Genomic DNA, 19,747 nt, shown 5'->3' on the forward strand with positions numbered 1-19,747 from the left:
GAGGTCAACGCTGCGAATAGGGATGTAGTCTTGGTTGTGCGTATCGGTGGCACAAGGCGATCAGCTCACCAGGCAAAACACACTGGTTATAGGATCAAGCCTTACGGGCAATTAGTACTGGTTAGCTTAACGCATTACTGCGCTTCCACACCCAGCCTATCAACGTCCTGGTCTCGAACGACCCTTCAAGGCGGTCAAGCCGCCAGGGAATCCTCATCTTCAGGCGAGTTTCCCGCTTAGATGCTTTCAGCGGTTATCTCTTCCGTACATAGCTACCCTGCGATGCCTCTGGCGAGACAACAGGTACACCAGCGGTACGTCCACTCCGGTCCTCTCGTACTAGGAGCAGCCCCCGTCAAGATTCCAACGCCCACGGCAGATAGGGACCAAACTGTCTCACGACGTTTTAAACCCAGCTCACGTACCTCTTTAAATGGCGAACAGCCATACCCTTGGGACCGGCTACAGCCCCAGGATGAGATGAGCCGACATCGAGGTGCCAAACACCGCCGTCGATATGAACTCTTGGGCGGTATCAGCCTGTTATCCCCAGAGTACCTTTTATCCGTTGAGCGATGGCCCTTCCATTCAGAACCACCGGATCACTATGTCCTGCTTTCGCACCTGCTCGACTTGTCGGTCTCGCAGTTAAGCACGCTTTTGCCATTGCACTTTAGGTACGATGTCCGACCGTACCAAGCGTACCTTCGAACTCCTCCGTTACACTTTGGGAGGAGACCGCCCCAGTCAAACTGCCTACCATGCACTGTCCCCGACCCGGATTCACGGGTCAAGGTTAGAACCTCAAACAAACCAGGGTGGTATTTCAAGGACGGCTCCACGTGAACTAGCGTCCACGCTTCAAAGCCTCCCACCTATCCTACACAGATCGGTTCAAAGTCCAATGCAAAGCTACAGTAAAGGTTCATGGGGTCTTTCCGTCTAGCCGCGGGGAGATTGCATCATCACAAACACTTCAACTTCGCTGAGTCTCGGGAGGAGACAGTGTGGCCATCGTTACGCCATTCGTGCAGGTCGGAACTTACCCGACAAGGAATTTCGCTACCTTAGGACCGTTATAGTTACGGCCGCCGTTTACCGGGACTTCAATCAAGAGCTTGCACCCCATCATTTAATCTTCCGGCACCGGGCAGGCGTCACACCCTATACGTCCACTTTCGTGTTTGCAGAGTGCTGTGTTTTTATTAAACAGTCGCAGCCACCATTTTATTGCAACCCCTTCACCCTTCTGGCGCAGGCCAGTCAAGCTACCAGGGCGTACCTTATCCCGAAGTTACGGTACCAATTTGCCGAGTTCCTTCTCCCGAGTTCTCTCAAGCGCCTTAGAATACTCATCTCGCCCACCTGTGTCGGTTTGCGGTACGGTCTCGTATGACTGAAGCTTAGAGGCTTTTCTTGGAACCACTTCCAATTGCTTCGCAGCACTAGGCCGCTCGCCCCGCATCCTTGAATCCCGCGCCCGGATTTGCCAAAGCGCCTTCTCCAATGCAGGGACCGGGACTTCCAACACCCGGACAACCTTCCGCGATCCGTCCCCCCATCGCATCATACGACGGTGCAGGAATATTAACCTGCTTCCCATCAGCTACGCATCTCTGCCTCGCCTTAGGGGCCGACTCACCCTACGCCGATGAACGTTGCGTAGGAAACCTTGGGCTTACGGCGAGGGGGCCTTTCACCCCCTTTATCGCTACTCATGTCAGCATTCGCACTTCTGATACCTCCAGCATCCTTTACAAGACACCTTCACAGGCTTACAGAACGCTCTCCTACCACGCACATTGCTGTGCGTCCGCAGCTTCGGTGACTGGCTTAGCCCCGTTACATCTTCCGCGCAGGACGACTCGATCAGTGAGCTATTACGCTTTCTTTAAAGGGTGGCTGCTTCTAAGCCAACCTCCTGACTGTTTTAGCCTTCCCACTTCGTTTCCCACTTAGCCAATCTTGGGGACCTTAGCTGGCGGTCTGGGTTGTTTCCCTCTTGACACCGGACGTTAGCACCCGATGTCTGTCTCCCGTGATTGCACTCTTCGGTATTCGGAGTTTGCTATGGCGGGGTAATCAGCAATAGACCCCCCAACCATGACAGTGCTCTACCCCCGAAGGTGACACACGAGGCACTACCTAAATAGTTTTCGGAGAGAACCAGCTATTTCCAGATTTGTTTAGCCTTTCACCCCTATCCACAGCTCATCCCCTAACTTTTCAACGTTAGTGGGTTCGGTCCTCCAGTACGTGTTACCGCACCTTCAACCTGGCCATGGATAGATCATCTGGTTTCGGGTCTACACCCAGCGACTCAACGCCCTGTTCGGACTCGCTTTCGCTACGCCTTCCCTAATCGGTTAAGCTTGCCACTGAATGTAAGTCGCTGACCCATTATACAAAAGGTACGCCGTCACCCGTTTCCAGGCTCCGACTGTTTGTATGCATGCGGTTTCAGGATCTATTTCACTCCCCTCCCGGGGTTCTTTTCGCCTTTCCCTCACGGTACTGGTTCACTATCGGTCGATCACGAGTATTTAGCCTTGGAGGATGGTCCCCCCATCTTCAGACAGGATTTCACGTGTCCCGCCCTACTTGTCGTACACCTAGTTCCACAATCGTGCTTTCGCATACAGGGCTATCACCTGCTAGGGCCGGGCTTTCCATCCCGTTCTGCTAACACCACTGCTAAAGAGTACAAGGCTCTTCCCATTTCGTTCGCCACTACTTTGGGAATCTCGGTTGATTTCTGTTCCTGCAGCTACTTAGATGTTTCAGTTCGCCGCGTTCGCTTCCCACACCTATGGATTCAGTGTGGGATGACCCATACGGGCCGGGTTTCCCCATTCGGACATCTCCGGATCAAAGCTTGTTTGCCAGCTCCCCGAAGCTTTTCGCAGGCTACCGCGTCCTTCATCGCCTGTGATCGCCAAGGCATCCACCACATGCACTTGTTCGCTTGACCCTATAACGAGTGTGTCTCGATTGCTCGAAACGTCGCTACAGGATGAGTTCTCGCATTTGTGCCGTATTCCAAGTCATCTTTCGATCACTTAAATACATTTTGGTTGATACAATCACAACCCGGTATCGCGTTTTGTACTGCAGCGTCTCATCAACGCTTCGCGACACCTTTACTACATCCCATATTGTTAAAGAACAGCCGATCATCAGATCGCTTGGCAATGCCAAATGCAAACGCTCAAGGCTAAGCGCTTGCATTTGACCACCAATCCAAGGTACCAGGCTCACTCGTAAGTGATGGTGGAGGATGACGGGATCGAACCGACGACCCCCTGCTTGCAAAGCAGGTGCTCTCCCAGCTGAGCTAATCCCCCTTCCGGATAACTTGGTGGGTCTGGTAGGACTTGAACCTACGACCCCCGCCTTATCAAGACGGTGCTCTAACCACCTGAGCTACAGACCCTTGGCTGTAACAGCAAACAAACCGATAAGTGTGAACGCTAGGCTTGAGACACAAGCCTCTAGAAAGGAGGTGATCCAGCCGCACCTTCCGATACGGCTACCTTGTTACGACTTCACCCCAGTCATGAATCCTGCCGTGGTAATCGCCCTCCTTGCGGTTAGGCTAACTACTTCTGGCAAAACCCACTCCCATGGTGTGACGGGCGGTGTGTACAAGACCCGGGAACGTATTCACCGCGGCATGCTGATCCGCGATTACTAGCGATTCCAGCTTCACGTAGTCGAGTTGCAGACTACGATCCGGACTACGATGCGTTTTCTGGGATTAGCTCCCCCTCGCGGGTTGGCAACCCTCTGTACGCACCATTGTATGACGTGTGAAGCCCTACCCATAAGGGCCATGAGGACTTGACGTCATCCCCACCTTCCTCCGGTTTGTCACCGGCAGTCTCTCTAGAGTGCCCTTTCGTAGCAACTAGAGACAAGGGTTGCGCTCGTTGCGGGACTTAACCCAACATCTCACGACACGAGCTGACGACAGCCATGCAGCACCTGTGTCCACTTTCCCTTTCGGGCACCTGATGCATCTCTGCTTCGTTAGTGGCATGTCAAGGGTAGGTAAGGTTTTTCGCGTTGCATCGAATTAATCCACATCATCCACCGCTTGTGCGGGTCCCCGTCAATTCCTTTGAGTTTTAATCTTGCGACCGTACTCCCCAGGCGGTCAACTTCACGCGTTAGCTACGTTACTGAAGAAATGAATCCCCAACAACTAGTTGACATCGTTTAGGGCGTGGACTACCAGGGTATCTAATCCTGTTTGCTCCCCACGCTTTCGTGCATGAGCGTCAGTGACGTCCCAGGGGGCTGCCTTCGCCATCGGTATTCCTCCACATCTCTACGCATTTCACTGCTACACGTGGAATTCTACCCCCCTCTGACATACTCTAGCCTTGCAGTCACAAGCGCCATTCCCAAGTTGAGCTCGGGGATTTCACGCCTGTCTTACAAAACCGCCTGCGCACGCTTTACGCCCAGTAATTCCGATTAACGCTCGCACCCTACGTATTACCGCGGCTGCTGGCACGTAGTTAGCCGGTGCTTATTCTTCCGGTACCGTCATCGACCCCGGGTATTAACCAGAGCCATTTCTTTCCGGACAAAAGTGCTTTACAACCCGAAGGCCTTCTTCACACACGCGGCATTGCTGGATCAGGGTTGCCCCCATTGTCCAAAATTCCCCACTGCTGCCTCCCGTAGGAGTCTGGGCCGTGTCTCAGTCCCAGTGTGGCTGATCGTCCTCTCAGACCAGCTACTGATCGTCGCCTTGGTAGGCTTTTACCCCACCAACTAGCTAATCAGACATCGGCCGCTCCTGTAGCGCGAGGCCTTGCGGTCCCCCGCTTTCACCCTCAGGTCGTATGCGGTATTAGCTAATCTTTCGACTAGTTATCCCCCACTACAGGGCACGTTCCGATGTATTACTCACCCGTTCGCCACTCGCCACCAGGCCGAAGCCCGTGCTGCCGTTCGACTTGCATGTGTAAGGCATGCCGCCAGCGTTCAATCTGAGCCAGGATCAAACTCTTCAGTTCAATCTCTGTGTGGAAGCCTCGCGGCTCCCTCGCTCTTTCGAGCGGTCGCTCACTCTCAGAAAACTGACTGACCAGATCCAAAGACCCAGTCACGTTTTGCTGTGCGAGCACTGTATAACTTGTGAAGCAACACTGTCCGAAGACAGCGGCGTCCGCTACCCAGCGCCCACACTTATCGGTTGTTTGTTTGTTAAAGAACTGCGCTACCGGCTTTGCCGTTTGCGTCGCTGCGTTTGCTGCAGCAGAGAAACGAGATTATGCAGAGCTTTCTTCGTTTCGTCAACCGTTTCAGCAATCTTTTTTTGCTGCGGCCGGCGCGCCAACTTCGCTGCACCAACCTTCCGGTCAACCCCGCAACCCTTGCCCCGTCTGCTTTGCAGCGCTGCGTTGTGTTGCGAGGGGGCGAATAGTAAGGGAGCATCGTGGGCTTGGCAAGCGATTTCGCGAAATAATTCGAAGCAGCCCCGCGAGCGGCGTATAAGTCTTATTCATCGCGTTGGTGACAGTGACGGTGCAGAAGTTTGTCAGGCGCGACACCATGATTCATGATCTGAGGCTTAAGCCAAGACACGCAGGCAGGCGCCAACGCCTGGGCCGAGAAGACAGAGAACGGCGGGAGCAACCTTCATGACCATCAGGATCGTAAGACTGGGAACACCGCGGGCGGCCGATGAGGGCCTGCGCATCGGCACCGTACGCCGCCCGCCACGGGGCGTACCCAAATCCGAGTTCGCCAGCCGCGACTTCTACGATGTCTGGTATCCGGTGCTGTCGCCGTCGCCGGAACTGGTGGCACAGGCGCTGCAGGCCACCGACGACAAGCAATGGCGGGCCTTCGTGCGGCACTTCCGCAAGGAAATGGCCGAGCCGGACGCCAGCCGCACGCTCGACCTGCTGGCGGCGCTGTCGCACCAGACCAATTTCTCGGTCGGCTGTTATTGCGAGAACGAGGCGCACTGCCACCGTTCGATCCTGCGCGAGCTGCTGGCCGAGCGCGGAGCCGTGATCGACTGAGCTCCACGCCGTGCCGGGGCGTCTCCCGGCTTTGATTTCCCCCGCTTCCCGCATTCCGATGGCCCTGAACGTTGTCTGGCTCGGTTTCTTCCTAGTCTCCTTTGTCGCTGCCTGCGTCCGCCTGGCCAGCGGCGACCTCACCGTCTTCCCGGCGATGCTGGCGAGCCTGTTCGACAGCGCGCGCACGGCCTTCGAGATCGCGCTCGGCCTGGCCGGGGTGATGAGCCTTTGGCTTGGCATCATGCGCATCGGCGAGCGCGCCGGCGTGGTCGATGCCTTCGCGCGGCTGGTGAGCCCGCTGCTGCGCCATTTCTTCCCCGGCGTGCCGCAGGGCCACCCGGCGCAGGGCGCGATGATGATGAATGTGTCGGCCAACCTGCTCGGGCTGGACAACGCCGCCACGCCGCTCGGCCTGAACGCCATGCGCGAGCTGCAGACGCTGAACCGGCGCCCCGACGTCGCCACCGATGCGCAGATCATGTTCATCGTGCTGAATACCGCCGGACTGACGCTGATCCCGACCTCGGTGATCGCAATCCGGCAGGCGATCGCGGTCAAGCAGGGGCTGGTGGGCTTCAACGCCGCCGATATTTTCCTGCCGACGCTGTTGGCCACCGGCGGCTCCTGCCTCGCCGGGCTGCTGGCGGTAGCGTGGGTGCAGCGGCTGAACCTGCTGCGCCCTGCCGTGCTGGCGGCGTTCGGGCTGGTCGTGGCGCTGCTGGGCGCGATGTTCGCGTGGCTGCACCACGCGCCGCCGGAGCAGGTCAGCAACGTGACGGCGCTGGCCGGCGCCGGCTTCATCCTGTCGCTGATCACGGTGTTCCTGGTCTGCGGCGCACTGCGGCGTGTGAATGTTTACGAAGCCTTTATCGACGGCGCCAAGGAAGGCTTCGGCGTCGCCGTGCAGATCATTCCCTACCTGGTGGCGATCCTGGTCGCCATCGGCCTGTTCCGGGCCACAGGCTGCATGGACGTGCTGATGGGCTGGCTGACGCAGGGCTTTGCCCACCTGGGCGTCAATACCGACTTCGTGCCGGCGCTGCCGGTCGGGCTGATGAAGATCCTGTCCGGCGCCGGCGCGCGCGGGCTGATGGTGGATGTCATGACGACCTACGGCGTGGACTCGTTCCAGGGCCGGCTGGCGGCGATCATCCAGGGATCGACCGAGACTACCTTCTATGTGCTGGCGGTCTACTTCGGCAGCGTCAATGTGCGCAATACACGTCATGCCCTGGGCTGTGCACTGGTGGCTGATGCCGCGGGGCTTGTGTGTGCAGTTGGCGCCGCTTATCTGTTCCGCTAGGCTTCTGCCAGCGCCGGGACATACGATTTTGTTGCATCGATGCAACGCTATTGTGCGCATCATCATACATTGACACATTGCGGCTTGGTGCGTCGCAACAAATCATGTATAGTGAAGTCTGTCTCCTCCACCACCTCGGTGGATTCCAACCCACGCACAACCTGCGTGGGTTTTTTTTCGCCTGCACGCAAAGACTTCCACAACACTGTGCTTCCTCTGCCTGCCAATGCGCAGGAATTGTGCTTAGATCTTCGCCAGGCGGAGTCACCACCCCATCGTAGTGCGGCCACCCCGTCGATCCGGACGACAGTTAATTTTGTTGCAACGCAGCAGACAGTGTCGTTGAGCGACCTCGCGATGGGCAGCCAACCTGGGATGCCCGCGAGGATCCTGGTCCATGCTCCGGCCGGACTTTACGGAACGCGGCAATGGCCTATATTTATCCAATACCCGCCGCCAGCACGAGGCACGCCATGCCAGACATCACGTTCCCTCGCAGCCTCCCGACCTACTGCGCAGCCAGCCTCACGCTGTCCTGCCCCGCCACGGTCAACGGCAGTCCCACCTTGTATTCCGTCACCGCCGAGGCCCTGGAGGCCCATTTCGGCGCGCGTTCGCCGCGTGAGGAAGACCTGGTGGCGGCCTTCACCAGCAACCGCCAGCGCATCGAGCGCCTGGCCGAAAGCCTGTTCGAGCTGACCGAGGCGCGCGAGATCGTGCTGCGCAGCGGCCATTTTCGCTTCGCGGGCTGAATCCTGCCACCAGGTCCTGGCGCCCCCGTAGCCCCGGGGGCGTTTTCTTTTTCTTATCTAGCGCATCACCACCTCGGCCACGCTGCCCGGCACCAGCCAGCGCACGCCGCGACACCCGTATGTGGCGGGATCAAGCCACGGCCCGGAAAGCAGGTTTTCCCCTTAAATTGACCGACCGGTCGGCTTATATATAATAGGGCCAGCCGCCCCGGAGGCAGTCGTGCGGCGACCCCGCCAGAGGAGACGACATGTATACGCAGAGTCTTGACCTGCCCGGCCAGCACGCCGATGCGGCGCAGGCCAGCGCACCCCAGGACGAAGCCGCCCGCCAGGCAGCGTTCGATGCCTGCATGGCCGCCGACGGCAAGATCGAGCCGCAGGACTGGATGCCGCAGGCCTACCGCAAGACGCTGGTGCGCCAGATCTCGCAGCACGCGCACTCGGAAATCGTCGGCATGCTGCCGGAGGGCAACTGGATCAGCCGGGCGCCGTCGCTCAAGCGCAAGGCCATCCTGCTGGCGAAGGTGCAGGACGAAGGCGGCCACGGCCTCTATCTGTATTCCGCCGCCGAGACGCTGGACGCCTCGCGCGACGACCTGGTCGATGCGCTGCACAGCGGCCACGCCAAGTATTCGTCCATCTTCAATTACCCGACGCTGACCTGGGCCGACGTGGGCGTGATCGGCTGGCTGGTCGACGGCGCGGCGATTATGAACCAGATCCCGCTGTGCCGCTGCTCGTACGGCCCGTACGCGCGCGCCATGATCCGCATCTGCAAGGAAGAGTCGTTCCACCAGCGCCAGGGCTTCGATGCGCTGCTGGCGATGATGCGCGGCACCGATGCCCAGCGCGAGATGGTGCAGGACGCGGTCGACCGCTGGTGGTTCCCGGTGCTGATGATGTTCGGCCCGCCCGACGCGGCCTCGACCAACAGCGCTCAGACCATGGCCTGGGGCATCAAGCGCATCTCCAACGACGACCTGCGCCAGAAATTCGTCGATGCCACCGTCGAGCAGGCGCGCGTGCTGGGCGTGACCCTGCCCGATCCCGGCCTGCAATGGAATGCCGACCGTGGCCACTATGACCACAGCCCGCTGGACTGGGATGAGTTCTGGCGCGTGATCAACGGCGACGGCCCCTGCAACAAGGAGCGCCTGGCCACCCGCGTGAAAGCGCACGAGGACGGCGCCTGGGTGCGCGAAGCCGCGCTGGCGCATGCCGCCAAGGTGGCCGAACGCGAAGCCCGCGCCAGCCGGGCCGCCGCCTGAACCTAGCGTCCGAGGACGGAGGAGATACCATGCAACGCAAGGAATGGCCGCTGTGGGAAGTGTTCGTGCGCAGCAAGCAAGGCCTGGAACACAAGCATTGCGGCAGCCTGCACGCCGCCGACGCGCAGCAGGCGCTGCACATGGCGCGCGACGTCTATACGCGGCGCCAGGAGGGCGTGTCGATCTGGGTAGTGCCGTCGGCAGCCATCACCGCAAGCGTGCCCGAGGAAAAGCCTGAGCTGTTCGACCCGATGGCCGACAAGATCTACCGGCACCCGACGTTCTACCAGCTGCCCGACGAAGTCAACCACATGTAAGGCCCGCACGATGACCGCGTCCCCACAGCCCTCCGTGCCTGCCTCGCTGGATCATTTGCGGCCGGCGCGCGCCGCCGCGTTGCGCTACGTGCTGCGCCTGGCCGACAACGCCCTGATCCTGGGCCAGCGCAACGCCGAATGGTGCGGCCACGGGCCGGTGCTGGAAGAAGACATCGCGCTGGCCAACATCAGCCTGGACCTGATCGGCCAGGCGCGGCTGCTGTACGGCCGCGCCGGCGAGCTCGAAGGCGAGCTGACCGGCCTGCCCCGCCACGAGGACGACTATGCATACTGGCGCGCCGAGCGCGAGTTCCGCAACTGGACGCTGCTGGAACTGCCGCACCGCGGCCCGCTGGCCGGCAACGCCGCCGCCGAGCGCGACTACGCCGTCACCATCATGCGCAACTTCCTGTACAGCGCACTGATGGTCGAACTGTGGGAGGCGCTACTGGCCAGCCGCGACCAGCAACTGGCCGCGATCGCCGCCAAGTCGGTCAAGGAAGCGCGCTACCACCTGCACCACGCGGCCGGCTGGGTGGTGCGCCTGGGCGACGGCACCGAGGCGTCGCACGCGCGCATGCGGCGCGCGCTGGAACACCTGCTGCCCTATATGAACGAGTGCTTTGCCGAAGACGCGGTCGAGACCGAGGCCGCCGTGCAAGGCGTCGGCGTGGTCACGGCCACACTGCGCCCGGCCTGGGACGCCACCGTTGCCGAGACGCTGCAGGCCGCCACGCTGACCCTGCCACAGGCCACGGGCTTTGTGTCGACCGGCAAGCACGGCGTGCATTCCGAACACATGGGCTACCTGCTGGGCGAGATGCAGGGGCTGGCACGGTCCCATCCGGGCGCGCAATGGTAAGCGCACGCTTCGCCGCAAAGGCTTGACCAACATGAACGTCGCCACCCTCCCCCTGCGCAACGACCGCGCCCGCGATGAGCGCATCGCACGGACATGGGCGGCGCTCGAGGCAGTGCCGGATCCGGAAATCCCGGTGGTGTCGATCCGCGACCTGGGGATTCTGCGCGATGTCGTACCCGCTGCCGGCGGCGTGATCGAGATCGTCATCACGCCCACCTACTCCGGCTGCCCGGCGATGTCACAGATCGCCGAGGACATCGGCCGGGCGCTGGACCGCGCCGGGCTGGCGCCGTGGCGCATCCGCACCGTGCTGGCGCCGGCCTGGACCACCGACTGGATCACCCCGGCCGCGCGCGAGCGCCTGCGCGCCTTCGGCATTGCGCCGCCGGGCCAGTGTGGTGCGCCGGCCGCCGCGCAGTCGCTTCGCTTCGTGCCCCGCGCCGCCCGCGCCGGTGCGCCCGATGCGGTCGCCTGCCCGCGCTGCGGCAGCGTGCACACGCAGGAGATCTCGCGCTTTGCCTCGACCGCCTGCAAGGCGCTGTACCGCTGCCTGGACTGCCGCGAGCCGTTCGACTATTTCAAACCCTACTGAGCCCCGCCGGGCCGAAGCCAGGCTGCCATGACCCCACAGTTCCACCCGCTGCGCGTGGCGCAGGTGCGCCCCGAGACCGCCGACACCATCTCGATCGCCTTCGAGGTGCCGGACACGCTGCGCGACGCCTACCGCTTCACCCAGGGCCAGTTCCTGACGCTGAAGGCGCCGGTCGACGGCAAGGACCTGCGCCGCTCTTACTCGATCTGCTCGGCGGTGCAGGACTACGACGAACGCGGCGAGTTGCGCGTGGCGGTCAAGCTGGTCGAGGACGGGCTCTTTTCCACGCACCTGCATGACGTCATCGCCCCGGGCCAGATGATCGACGTGATGACCCCCGACGGTCGCTTCCACGTGCCGCTCGATGCCGGCGCCGCGCGCCACTACGTGGCCTTTGCCGCCGGCAGCGGCATCACGCCGGTGCTGTCGCTGGTGCGGACCACGCTGCAGGCCGAGCCGCTCAGCCGCTTCACGCTGGTCTATGGCAACCGCAACGTCGACAGCATCATCTTCTCCGAGGCGCTCGAAGACCTGAAGAACCAGTACCTGGCGCGCTTCACGCTCTACCACGTGCTGTCGCGCCAGCCGCAGGAGGTTGAGCTGCTGCACGGCCGGCTCGACCACGCCCGCGTGACGGCCTTCCTGCAGACCCTGATCCCGGTGGACGACATCGACGCGGCCTTTGTGTGCGGGCCGGCCTCGATGATCGACGAGGTCGAGGCGGCGCTGCGCGACGCGGGCCTCGACCCGCACCGCATCCATGCCGAGCGCTTCGGCGTGCCGCTGGCCCAGGCCAGGCGCAAGCCGGCTGCCGTGCACACCGACCTGGCCGGCACGGCCGAGCTGGTGGTGGTGCTGGACGGCAAGCAGCACAGCATGCGCCTGCCGCTGGAGGATGCCAACGTGCTCGACACCGCGCTGGCCGCCGGGCTGGACCTGCCCTACGCCTGCAAGGGCGGCGTCTGTTGCACCTGCCGCGCCAAGGTGCTGGAAGGCAAGGTGGAAATGGAAAAGAATTACACGCTCGAGCCGTGGGAAATGGAAAAGGGTTTCGTGCTCACCTGCCAGGCGCGCGCGCTGACGCCGCGGGTGGTGGTCAGCTACGACGAACGCTGATCCCGGCGCGCCGGGGGCGTGCGTATTCAGACAATGGCCGGCATGGGCCGGCACGGGCCGTGGCTACAATGGCGGCAAGCGGCTTCCTGCTGGCGCGATGCTTGCAGGACCGTGACAGTGCGGGCGGCGCTTGCGCCTGTCGCATCGCCGCCGCGGCGGCGCCAGCGAACCGCCCCACCCATATACAATCACGGCCATGCAATATATCCACGTCGTCAACGGTGATGTAGCAGGCACGACCCTGCGCCAGGCACTGGCCCAGGCCGCGCGGCCGGATCCTGTCGTGGTGCTGCGCGACGACCTTGCCGTGGGTCCGCTGGCCGACATCGACAGCACCGGGCTGATCCGCTCCGGCTTCTGGCAGCGGGTCGCCCCGCATACCGACATCGATTTCGGCGCCGAGATGCGCCAGGCGCTGGACCAGCTCCAGGCGCTGCGCCAGGACGACATGGAAGTGGCGGTCTGGCACGGCCAGAGCGCGGCCGACCAGCTGATGCTGCGCCGGGTGGTGTTCCACCTTTACCAGGCGCCACAGCGGATCAATGAAGTCGCGATGGACCTGCGCGAGCTGGAAATGCCCGTGCAGGGCAATCTGGCGGCCATCGGCATGTACTCGCCGGCGCGGCTGGCGCGGCGCTTTTCCACCATCGCCCCGGTCTCGGTGCTGCGGCTGGGCCGGCTCGGCTACGAGTGGCAGCAGAACGTCAAGGAAAACGCCGACGTGCGGCTGTGGAAGGGCAATACGCTGGTGCCGGCGGCGTACCACACCATCGACGACATCATCATGGAACGCGCCCCGTCCGACTGGACCCCGGCGGCGCAGGTGGTGGGCAGCGTGATGGGCGCGATCGAGGGCCTGCTGGCCAGCGACTGGTTCGTGTTCTGGCGCTGCCGCGAGCTGATCGCCATGGGCCAGCTGGTGCTGCGCGGCAACGCCGACTCGCTGGACACGTGCGAACTGCGCCGCCATACCGGTAGCAGCGGAAGCGGCGGCGAATAACGGCGGCGAATAAACAGAAGAACATGGCCCGTACCAAGGCACCCGATTTCGAGGCGCAGCGCGAGCAGATCCTGGACCTGGCCGCCGCCGCCTTTGCCAACAGCAGCTACCCCAGCACCTCGATGGCCGACCTGGCCGCCGCCTGCGGCACCTCCAAGGCGCGGCTGTACCACTATTACGAGAGCAAGGAAGCGATCCTGTTCGACCTGCTGGACCGCTACACGCGCCGGCTGATGCTGCTGGTCACGGAAGTCGAAGCCGACGCCGAGCGCCACGCCCGCACCGACAAGGAAGCCTTCGCCAACCTGATCCGCGCCTTCCTGGCCGAGTACGAGACCTCGCAGACGCGCCATATCGCGCTGATCAACGACGTCAAGTTCCTGGCCGAGACCCAGCGCGACCTGATCCTGGGCCGCGAGCGCGACGTGGTCGCGGCGTTCTCGCGCCTGCTGCGCCGGGCCTATCCCGAGCGCGTCACGCGCGACAACCAGACCGCGCTGACCATGACCATCTTCGGCATGATCAACTGGACCTTCACCTGGCTCAAACCGGGTGGCCGGCTGTCCTATGCCGAGTTTGCCGAGACGGTGGTCGACCTGCTCGAAGGCGGCCTGCCCGGCCGGGCGGCGGCCGGGCGCTGAGGCGGCCGGGCGCGCCGGCTCTTACATCCACTCGGCCTCTTCGCGCTGGCGCCGCTGCTCGCGGTCCTGGCGGAACATCTCTTCCAGTTCGTCGCGCGCCTGGCGTGCCAGCGAGACCAGCTTCTTCTGGTCGGTGTAGTGCGGATAGAAGCGGTCGATCGCCTGGATGTTGTGGCGCCGGAACCGCAGCGCCACGTTGCGCGCCTCGGCCGGATCGAAGCCCAGCCCCTCCAGCACGCGGCGGCCCAGCATCAGCGAGCCCTCGAACATCTCGCGCTCGAACAGGTGCACGCCGCGGTCCTTGAGCTGATAGACATGCGACACATGGCGCGCGCGGGCGTAGATCTGCAGTTCGGGAAAGCGCTCGCGCACGCGGTCGATCAGTTCCAGGCTCTCGTCCATGCCGTCGATGGCCACCACCAGGATGCGCGCGTCGGCAATGCCGGCGGCCTCCAGCAGGTCCAGCCGGGTGGCGTCGCCATAGAAGATCTTGAAGCCGTACTGGCGCAGGAATTCGATCTGGTCGGGGTCGTGGTCCAGCACCGTCACGCCCACGCCCTGGCTGTACAGCAGGCGGCCGATGATCTGGCCGAAGCGCCCGAAGCCGGCGATCAGCACCGGATTGTGCTGCGGCGTGATGGCGTCGTCGGGCCGTGCCTTGCCCGCGCCCAGGCGCGGCGCCACCAGCCGGTCGTAGGCCAGCAGCAGCAGGGGCGTGGCCACCATCGACAGCGCCACCACCAGCACCAGCAGCGCCTCGGTCTCGCGGGGCAGCAGGCCGGCGGTGCCGGCCACGCCAAACACCACGAAGGCGAATTCGCCGCCCTGCGAGATCAGCAGCGCGAACAGCAGGCGCTGGCCGCGGGCAATGGCAAAATGCCGCGCCAGCAGCGCCAGCACCGTGGTCTTGGCGACCACGAAGGCGGCCACCAGCCCCAGCACCAGCCAGGGCGAGCGCGCCAGCACGGCAAAGTCGATCGACATGCCGACCGCCATGAAGAACAGCCCCAGCAGCAGGCCCTTGAACGGCTCCAGGTCGGCCTCGAGCGCGTGGCGGTACTCCGAATCGGCCAGCAGCACGCCGGCCAGGAAGGTGCCCAGCGCCATCGACAAACCCACCGCGTCCATCATCAGCGCGATGCCCACCACCAGCAGCAGCGCAAACGCGGTGAACATCTCGCGCATATCGGTGCCGGCGATAAACCGCAGCGCCGGGCGCACCAGGTAGCGGCCGCCGGCCACCACCGCGCCGATCACCGCCACCGCCTTGCCCGCCGCCAGCCACCCGGCCGCGCCCGGGCCCGCGCCTTCGGCGCCCTGCGTGGCCAGCAGCGGCAGCAGTGCGATCATCGGGATCGCGGCGATGTCCTGGAACAGGAGGATGCCAAAGCTGGCGGCCCCCGCCGGCGTGCCGAACAGGTTGCGCTCGGTCAGCGTCGCCAGCGCGATCGCGGTGGACGACAGCGCCAGCCCCAGGCCCGCCACCAGCGCCACCTGCCAGGGCGCGCCCGCCAGCGCCGCCACCGTGCCGATCACCAGCGCGCAGGCCGCCAGTTGCGCGCCGCCATAGCCGAAGATGCTCCGCCGCAGCGCCCACAGCTTGCGCGGCTCCAGCTCCAGGCCAATCACGAACATCATCAGCACCACGCCAAACTCGGAGAAGTCCAGGATCGCTTCGACATTGGTCACCAGGCGCAGCGCGAACGGCCCGATCGCCGCCCCCGCCAGCAGGTAGCCCAGCACCGCGCCCAGGCCGCTGCGCCGCGCCAGCGGCACCGCTACTACCGCCGCCACCAGGAACACCAGCAGCGCAATCAGGAAGTCGTGCTGGTTCATGCCCGCACCTCCGCCGGTGCGGCATGGGTCTCCAGCCGCCCGCAGACGTGGGCGATATGGTCGGCCAGCGCCTGGGCGTCGGCGTTGTTGGCGTCGTGCAGCACCACCGGCGGCAGCCAGTTCATGCCGCACAGCAAGGCGCTCTGCTCCAGCGGCAGCAGGAAGTCCGCGATCGGGTGGCCATGCGTACCCTCCGGGCCGTAAGCGTCTGCCGTGCCGCCGGTGCTGACCACCACCAGCAGCGATTTGCCGCGCAGCGCGGTACCGCCGGGCCCGTATGCCCAGCCCGGCTCCAGGACCTCATCGAGCCACAGCTTGAGCAAGGCCGGCACGCTGTACCAGCGCACCGGGAACTGCAGCACGATGGTGTCCGAAACCGACAGCACGCGCTGCTCGGCGACAACGTCGATGTCGTAATCGACATAGCTGCGGTAGAGATCGCGTACCTGTACCTGCGGCAGCGCACCCAGCGCATCGGCCAGCGGCCGGTTAACGCGTGAACGGCTGGGCGTAGGGTGAGCGTAGATCACAACGATTGGGGGCTCGGTCATCAAAAGGCGATCGGCTGGCGAGTAGTCGGGAAAAATCCTGGGTCAGGCGAGAAATTGCGGCGTTGCAGCAAATCCACAACCAGCACCGTGCAACAATTCATCACATTTTTTCAAGCCATTGATTTTATTTGATTTTTAGCAACACAGTGGCGAGATGACGGCTTGCTGCGGCGCGGGAAGCTTACGTCAAACTGACAATTCCACTACAATACTTTTCGTGTCGCATCAAGCTGGTGTTTCCCCGAGTTCCGCACCGACCCAGAGAGAAGTGCCTGGAAAAACACTGCGGCAGTGCCTATTTTTATCTGTGACTGCACCCAGAAAGGAAAAAAAGTGAATCCGCTCGAACTGAGCAAGGCCGTCGGCGCACTGACCGACGAAGATCTGCGCAAGGCAGCCGAAGCCGCACAGGCCACCCAGCGCGCCACCGTTCTGGTGCGCGAGCTGGCGGCCCATCACCGCTCGCGCCTGCTGAAGCATTTCCTCGCCCTGGGCGAGGAGGATCGCCTGCTCCGTTTCGGCCAGTCGGTGGGCGACCACGTGATCGAAGCCTATGTCGACAGCATCGACTTCGACCATGACAGCGTGTTCGGCGTCTACGACGACAAGCTCGAGCTGATCGGGGTGGGCCACTTCGCCAACCTGCGCGACAACGCCCAGGGGCGCGTGGCGGAGTTCGGCGTGTCGGTCTCGGGCAGCGCCCGCGGCCGCGGCATCGGCAGCGCGCTGTTCGAGCGTGCCGCCATCCATGGCCGCAATACCAATGTGCGCACACTGTACATGCACTGCCTGTCGCGCAACGCCGCGATGATGCACATCGCCAAGAAGGCCGGCATGAAGGTGCAATATGCCTACGGTGAAGCCGATGCCTACCTGGAACTGCCGCCGGCGGACACCGCCAGCCGCCTGTCCGAGGCGCTGGACGAGCAGCTCGCCGACCTGGACTACGCGGTGCGCCGCAACCTGCGCGACGCTCGCCGCTTCGGGCTGCGTTTCTGGCGCACCATGGTGCCGCAGAAGCATACTGCCTGAGCCCGCGGGCCTGGCTGGCCCCGCGGCAACGACAGAAACGGCGCATCGCAACGATGCGCCGTTTCTGCTTCCGGACTCAGGTTTGCCGCTTCAGGCCGCGCCGCCCACCGGCAGCGCCGTGGTGTCCTTGATGCTTTCCAGGGCAAAGCTGGAGCGCACGTCGATCACCGACGGGTGTGCCAGCAGCTGTTCCTGCATAAAGCGCGCAAAGTGCTCCATGTCTTCCACGTAGACCTTGAGCAGCAGGTCCATCTCGCCGGTCATGGCGTGGCACGCGGCCACCTCCGGCCAGACCGCGATCGAGGCGCGGAACAGGTCCAGCGGCGCCTTGCCCTTGGCCGCGCCGCCATGCTTCTCCAGCCGGACATTGATATAGGCCAGCAGACCCAGCCCGATCTTGTTGGGCTCCAGCAGCGCCGCGTACTGCCGGATCACGCCGATCTCCTCCAGCCGCCGGATGCGGCGCAGGCAGGGGCTGGGCGACAGATTCACACGCTCGGCCACCTCCAGGTTGGTCAACCGGCCGTTGGTCTGCAGCACTTCCAGAATCTTCCGGTCGATCTTGTCCAACTCCACCTTGCTCACGATATTGTTGCTCCGCAATATGTTTATTGGCAATTTTTTTGCGCAAATTTAGCAAGCCGTGCACATGTACGCAATTTTTTGTGCAATTGCGCCCGATTCGGGCCCGATTCGGATGAATCGGCAGCCTTATCGGTCACATGTGCGGCAGCCGGTCGGGCTGGGCAATACCTGTCTGGTGGCGCCGCCGCGTATCGCGGACGCGCCCCGCCGCCGGAAGCAGGCAAGGATGGTGCCAAGCCCGGCAAACAGGGAAGCGGCATTCTACGGGCGTTTGGCGATCAGGTCAGAGACTTCCTGCTGCCCCGGACGCGTGCCATCGGGCAACGGGCAAAGAAAAAGCGCGCACGCCATCAGGCTCGCGCGCTTTTTGGCATCGCTGGCAGGGCCCGCTGGCGCGGCCCTGCCGGGGCCGGTCAGCCGCCGCTGGCGGACGGGCCACCCGGGGTCGCGGGCGCCGGCTGGCTGCCCGGAGCCTGGCCGCGCGGGCCGCGGTCGCCGCGTTGCTCGTGCTCGCGGTGCATCTTCTCCATGCCGGCACGGATTTCGTCGCGGGTCAGCTTGCCGTCGTGGTTGGTGTCGAGCTGGTCGAAGTGCCTGGCCAGGCCCGGCAGGCCGGCCGCGACCTCGGCCCTGGTCAACGCGCCATCGCCGTTCTTGTCGGCGGCCTTGAATTTCTCGTCAAGGGCAGCCTGCATGCGTGCGTGGCGCTCAGCCATCATGGACTTGCGGTAAGCGTCCATTTCGGCCTGGTCGATCTTGCCGTCGTGGTTGGCGTCGAGCTTGTTGAACCAGGCGTCGAGTTCGGCCTTGGAGATCGAACCATCGCCGTCGGTATCGATCGACTTCATCCACATGCCGCCGCCGTGGCCCATGTGGTGGCGCTCCATGCCGGGCTTGCCGGCGGGCGCGGCTGGCGCGCTGGCCTGGGCAAAAGCACCGCCGGCGGCCAGGAGGGCCGCCGATGCGGCCAGGAACTGCTTCAGGATCTGCGTCTTGTGATTGCGTTGCATGTCTTGCTCCTTTTCATCACGTTGGGCATGTACGGATTAGAACGCAGACGATGAACGAAAGTTGGCGCTTTTAATACGATGTTACCGGCCTCACAGAAAGGCCTGCAGGGCGTAAGCGAATGCAAGCCAGGACGAATAATCGGGTGTTCGGGCTAGTCTTTTGGTGCCGGCTGGCCTTCGCCGGCTGCCTGCGGAGCCGTCACGGGCTGGTATTGGCGCGGATCGACCGGTTGCGGCTGCGGCTGGGATTCCGGAGCGGGCTGCTGGGACCCTGCCGCAGCCGGGCTTGTGGCTGGCGCCGGGGGTGGCACGGGTGTTGCCATCGGCGCAGCGGCGCCAGAGGGCGGGGTGGGCAATGCGGAGGCCCCGCGCGGCGCGCCTCGCGTGGCGCCGGCCTGCACCGGCAGCACGATCTCCTGGCGCACGCCGTTGCGCTCGATCACTACCGCGCGCTGGCGCACCTCCACCAGCCGGATCTGCGGCGACAGGTCGGCGCCGATGCGCACCGCCTTGGCCGGGCCGCCATCGAGCGACACAATCGCCGCGCCCGCGCCGCCGCCGACTTCTGCCACCACGCCGAGCAGCTGCACATCGCGCGGGCCGCCCTGGGCCGAGCCGCCGAACAGCGTGGCGACCGCGCCGGTCTCGACTGCCTCGGTCTGCGCCACGCGCGCGCTCTGCGGCACCGGGATGGTCCGCATCGCACTGAAGGCCAGCACCCAGTACGTCGCCAGCGCACACAGCGCGATAAACAGCACCAGGCTGGCCAGGCGCGGCAGCCAGGCCGCCGAGGCATCGAAGCGGAACGAAGGCCGGAGGGACAGTTGCATGGGATCGGTAC

16 protein-coding genes, 2 tRNA genes and 2 rRNA genes are annotated in these 19,747 nt (G+C 63.6%); 11 read left to right on the top strand and 9 right to left on the bottom strand.

Annotated features, from left to right (window positions below; genetic code table 11):
• Positions 1-90: 90 nt before the first annotated feature.
• The 4 genes from ACREYQ_RS16225 to ACREYQ_RS16240 all read right to left on the bottom strand — a co-directional run bounded on the left by ACREYQ_RS16225 (position 91) and on the right by ACREYQ_RS16240 (position 5,027).
• A 23S ribosomal RNA gene (locus tag ACREYQ_RS16225) occupies positions 91-2,971 on the bottom strand.
• A 297-nt stretch (positions 2,972-3,268) separates the two neighbouring features.
• Positions 3,269-3,344: transfer RNA gene (locus ACREYQ_RS16230), tRNA-Ala, on the bottom strand.
• Positions 3,345-3,356: 12 nt separating this feature from the next.
• Positions 3,357-3,433: transfer RNA gene (locus ACREYQ_RS16235), tRNA-Ile, on the bottom strand.
• A 62-nt stretch (positions 3,434-3,495) separates the two neighbouring features.
• Positions 3,496-5,027 (bottom strand): 16S ribosomal RNA (locus ACREYQ_RS16240).
• Together the 16S and 23S rRNA genes with 2 tRNA genes alongside form the textbook arrangement of a ribosomal RNA operon.
• Before the next feature lie 627 nt (positions 5,028-5,654).
• Between ACREYQ_RS16240 and ACREYQ_RS16245 the strand changes: the two genes are divergently transcribed.
• The 10 genes from ACREYQ_RS16245 to ACREYQ_RS16290 all read left to right on the top strand — a co-directional run bounded on the left by ACREYQ_RS16245 (position 5,655) and on the right by ACREYQ_RS16290 (position 13,892).
• On the top strand, positions 5,655-6,041 hold the full coding sequence (locus ACREYQ_RS16245; RefSeq protein WP_432258535.1) for a DUF488 domain-containing protein: 387 nt from the start codon (positions 5,655-5,657) through the stop codon (positions 6,039-6,041).
• Between the two features lie 58 nt (positions 6,042-6,099).
• On the top strand, positions 6,100-7,344 hold the full coding sequence (locus tag ACREYQ_RS16250) for a nucleoside recognition domain-containing protein (RefSeq protein ID WP_432258536.1): 1,245 nt from the start codon (positions 6,100-6,102) through the stop codon (positions 7,342-7,344).
• A gap of 473 nt (positions 7,345-7,817) precedes the next feature.
• Positions 7,818-8,096, top strand: coding sequence for a DUF1488 domain-containing protein (locus ACREYQ_RS16255; RefSeq protein WP_078198172.1), 279 nt, complete (start codon positions 7,818-7,820; stop codon positions 8,094-8,096).
• Positions 8,097-8,344: 248 nt separating this feature from the next.
• On the top strand, positions 8,345-9,364 hold the full coding sequence (gene paaA / locus ACREYQ_RS16260; protein ID WP_432258537.1) for a 1,2-phenylacetyl-CoA epoxidase subunit PaaA: 1,020 nt from the start codon (positions 8,345-8,347) through the stop codon (positions 9,362-9,364).
• Between the two features lie 29 nt (positions 9,365-9,393).
• On the top strand, positions 9,394-9,681 hold the full coding sequence (gene paaB / locus ACREYQ_RS16265; protein ID WP_012354162.1) for a 1,2-phenylacetyl-CoA epoxidase subunit PaaB: 288 nt from the start codon (positions 9,394-9,396) through the stop codon (positions 9,679-9,681).
• A 10-nt stretch (positions 9,682-9,691) separates the two neighbouring features.
• Positions 9,692-10,543 carry a 1,2-phenylacetyl-CoA epoxidase subunit PaaC gene (gene paaC / locus ACREYQ_RS16270; RefSeq protein WP_432258538.1) on the top strand — a complete coding sequence of 284 codons (852 nt, stop codon included), beginning with the start codon at positions 9,692-9,694 and terminating at the stop codon, positions 10,541-10,543.
• 31 nt (positions 10,544-10,574) lie between these two features.
• Entirely contained in the window at positions 10,575-11,135 is a 561-nt protein-coding gene (gene paaD, locus ACREYQ_RS16275; protein ID WP_432258539.1) for a 1,2-phenylacetyl-CoA epoxidase subunit PaaD, read from the top strand.
• A gap of 27 nt (positions 11,136-11,162) precedes the next feature.
• The gene (gene paaE / locus ACREYQ_RS16280; protein WP_432258540.1) at positions 11,163-12,251 is read left to right on the top strand and encodes a 1,2-phenylacetyl-CoA epoxidase subunit PaaE; all 1,089 of its coding nucleotides are present in this window, start codon (positions 11,163-11,165) and stop codon (positions 12,249-12,251) included.
• Between the two features lie 196 nt (positions 12,252-12,447).
• Positions 12,448-13,251 (top strand): DUF1835 domain-containing protein, encoded by an 804-nt coding sequence (locus ACREYQ_RS16285; protein ID WP_432258541.1) that lies wholly within the window; start codon positions 12,448-12,450, stop codon positions 13,249-13,251.
• A 23-nt stretch (positions 13,252-13,274) separates the two neighbouring features.
• Positions 13,275-13,892, top strand: a complete 618-nt coding sequence (locus ACREYQ_RS16290) for a TetR/AcrR family transcriptional regulator (protein WP_432258542.1) — start codon at positions 13,275-13,277, stop codon at positions 13,890-13,892.
• A gap of 21 nt (positions 13,893-13,913) precedes the next feature.
• Here ACREYQ_RS16290 and kefC read toward each other — a convergent pair whose 3' ends face one another.
• Together kefC and ACREYQ_RS16300 are read right to left on the bottom strand one after the other, a co-directional pair.
• Positions 13,914-15,728, bottom strand: a complete 1,815-nt coding sequence (gene kefC, locus ACREYQ_RS16295) for a glutathione-regulated potassium-efflux system protein KefC (RefSeq protein WP_432258543.1) — start codon at positions 15,726-15,728, stop codon at positions 13,914-13,916.
• Positions 15,725-16,279, bottom strand: coding sequence for an NAD(P)H-dependent oxidoreductase (locus tag ACREYQ_RS16300; RefSeq protein ID WP_432258544.1), 555 nt, complete (start codon positions 16,277-16,279; stop codon positions 15,725-15,727). The genes kefC and ACREYQ_RS16300 overlap by 4 nt, the downstream gene beginning before the upstream one ends.
• A gap of 333 nt (positions 16,280-16,612) precedes the next feature.
• On the opposite strand from ACREYQ_RS16300, the gene ACREYQ_RS16305 reads away from it, so the two are divergent.
• The gene (locus ACREYQ_RS16305) at positions 16,613-17,311 is read left to right on the top strand and encodes a GNAT family N-acetyltransferase (RefSeq protein ID WP_432258545.1); all 699 of its coding nucleotides are present in this window, start codon (positions 16,613-16,615) and stop codon (positions 17,309-17,311) included.
• A gap of 90 nt (positions 17,312-17,401) precedes the next feature.
• On the opposite strand, the gene ACREYQ_RS16310 is transcribed toward ACREYQ_RS16305, so the two are convergent.
• The 3 genes from ACREYQ_RS16310 to ACREYQ_RS16320 all read right to left on the bottom strand — a co-directional run bounded on the left by ACREYQ_RS16310 (position 17,402) and on the right by ACREYQ_RS16320 (position 19,736).
• Complete coding sequence (locus ACREYQ_RS16310; RefSeq protein WP_078198652.1) at positions 17,402-17,896, bottom strand: Lrp/AsnC family transcriptional regulator; 495 nt, start codon at positions 17,894-17,896, stop codon at positions 17,402-17,404.
• A gap of 413 nt (positions 17,897-18,309) precedes the next feature.
• Positions 18,310-18,906, bottom strand: a complete 597-nt coding sequence (locus ACREYQ_RS16315) for an EF-hand domain-containing protein (protein ID WP_432258546.1) — start codon at positions 18,904-18,906, stop codon at positions 18,310-18,312.
• A 152-nt stretch (positions 18,907-19,058) separates the two neighbouring features.
• Entirely contained in the window at positions 19,059-19,736 is a 678-nt protein-coding gene (locus tag ACREYQ_RS16320; protein WP_432258547.1) for a type II secretion system protein N, read from the bottom strand.
• Positions 19,737-19,747 lie beyond the last annotated feature (11 nt).

It is taken from the genome of Cupriavidus sp. TMH.W2 (assembly GCF_050847365.1).
In the GTDB taxonomy this organism is placed as follows: Bacteria; Pseudomonadota; Gammaproteobacteria; order Burkholderiales; family Burkholderiaceae; genus Cupriavidus.

What these genes read in the sequence shown, in the direction of transcription:
- kefC (WP_432258543.1), bottom strand. Translation starts at nt 15,728, where the DNA reads ATGAACCAGCACGACTTCCTGATTGCGCTGCTGGTGTTCCTGGTGGCG.
- paaD (WP_432258539.1), top strand. Translation starts at nt 10,575, where the DNA reads ATGAACGTCGCCACCCTCCCCCTGCGCAACGACCGCGCCCGCGATGAG.
- ACREYQ_RS16255 (WP_078198172.1), top strand. Translation starts at nt 7,818, where the DNA reads ATGCCAGACATCACGTTCCCTCGCAGCCTCCCGACCTACTGCGCAGCC.
- paaA (WP_432258537.1), top strand. Translation starts at nt 8,345, where the DNA reads ATGTATACGCAGAGTCTTGACCTGCCCGGCCAGCACGCCGATGCGGCG.
- ACREYQ_RS16320 (WP_432258547.1), bottom strand. Translation starts at nt 19,736, where the DNA reads ATGCAACTGTCCCTCCGGCCTTCGTTCCGCTTCGATGCCTCGGCGGCC.
- paaC (WP_432258538.1), top strand. Translation starts at nt 9,692, where the DNA reads ATGACCGCGTCCCCACAGCCCTCCGTGCCTGCCTCGCTGGATCATTTG.
- paaB (WP_012354162.1), top strand. Translation starts at nt 9,394, where the DNA reads ATGCAACGCAAGGAATGGCCGCTGTGGGAAGTGTTCGTGCGCAGCAAG.
- ACREYQ_RS16285 (WP_432258541.1), top strand. Translation starts at nt 12,448, where the DNA reads ATGCAATATATCCACGTCGTCAACGGTGATGTAGCAGGCACGACCCTG.
- paaE (WP_432258540.1), top strand. Translation starts at nt 11,163, where the DNA reads ATGACCCCACAGTTCCACCCGCTGCGCGTGGCGCAGGTGCGCCCCGAG.
- ACREYQ_RS16245 (WP_432258535.1), top strand. Translation starts at nt 5,655, where the DNA reads ATGACCATCAGGATCGTAAGACTGGGAACACCGCGGGCGGCCGATGAG.
- ACREYQ_RS16290 (WP_432258542.1), top strand. Translation starts at nt 13,275, where the DNA reads ATGGCCCGTACCAAGGCACCCGATTTCGAGGCGCAGCGCGAGCAGATC.
- ACREYQ_RS16300 (WP_432258544.1), bottom strand. Translation starts at nt 16,279, where the DNA reads ATGACCGAGCCCCCAATCGTTGTGATCTACGCTCACCCTACGCCCAGC.
- ACREYQ_RS16250 (WP_432258536.1), top strand. Translation starts at nt 6,100, where the DNA reads ATGGCCCTGAACGTTGTCTGGCTCGGTTTCTTCCTAGTCTCCTTTGTC.
- ACREYQ_RS16315 (WP_432258546.1), bottom strand. Translation starts at nt 18,906, where the DNA reads ATGCAACGCAATCACAAGACGCAGATCCTGAAGCAGTTCCTGGCCGCA.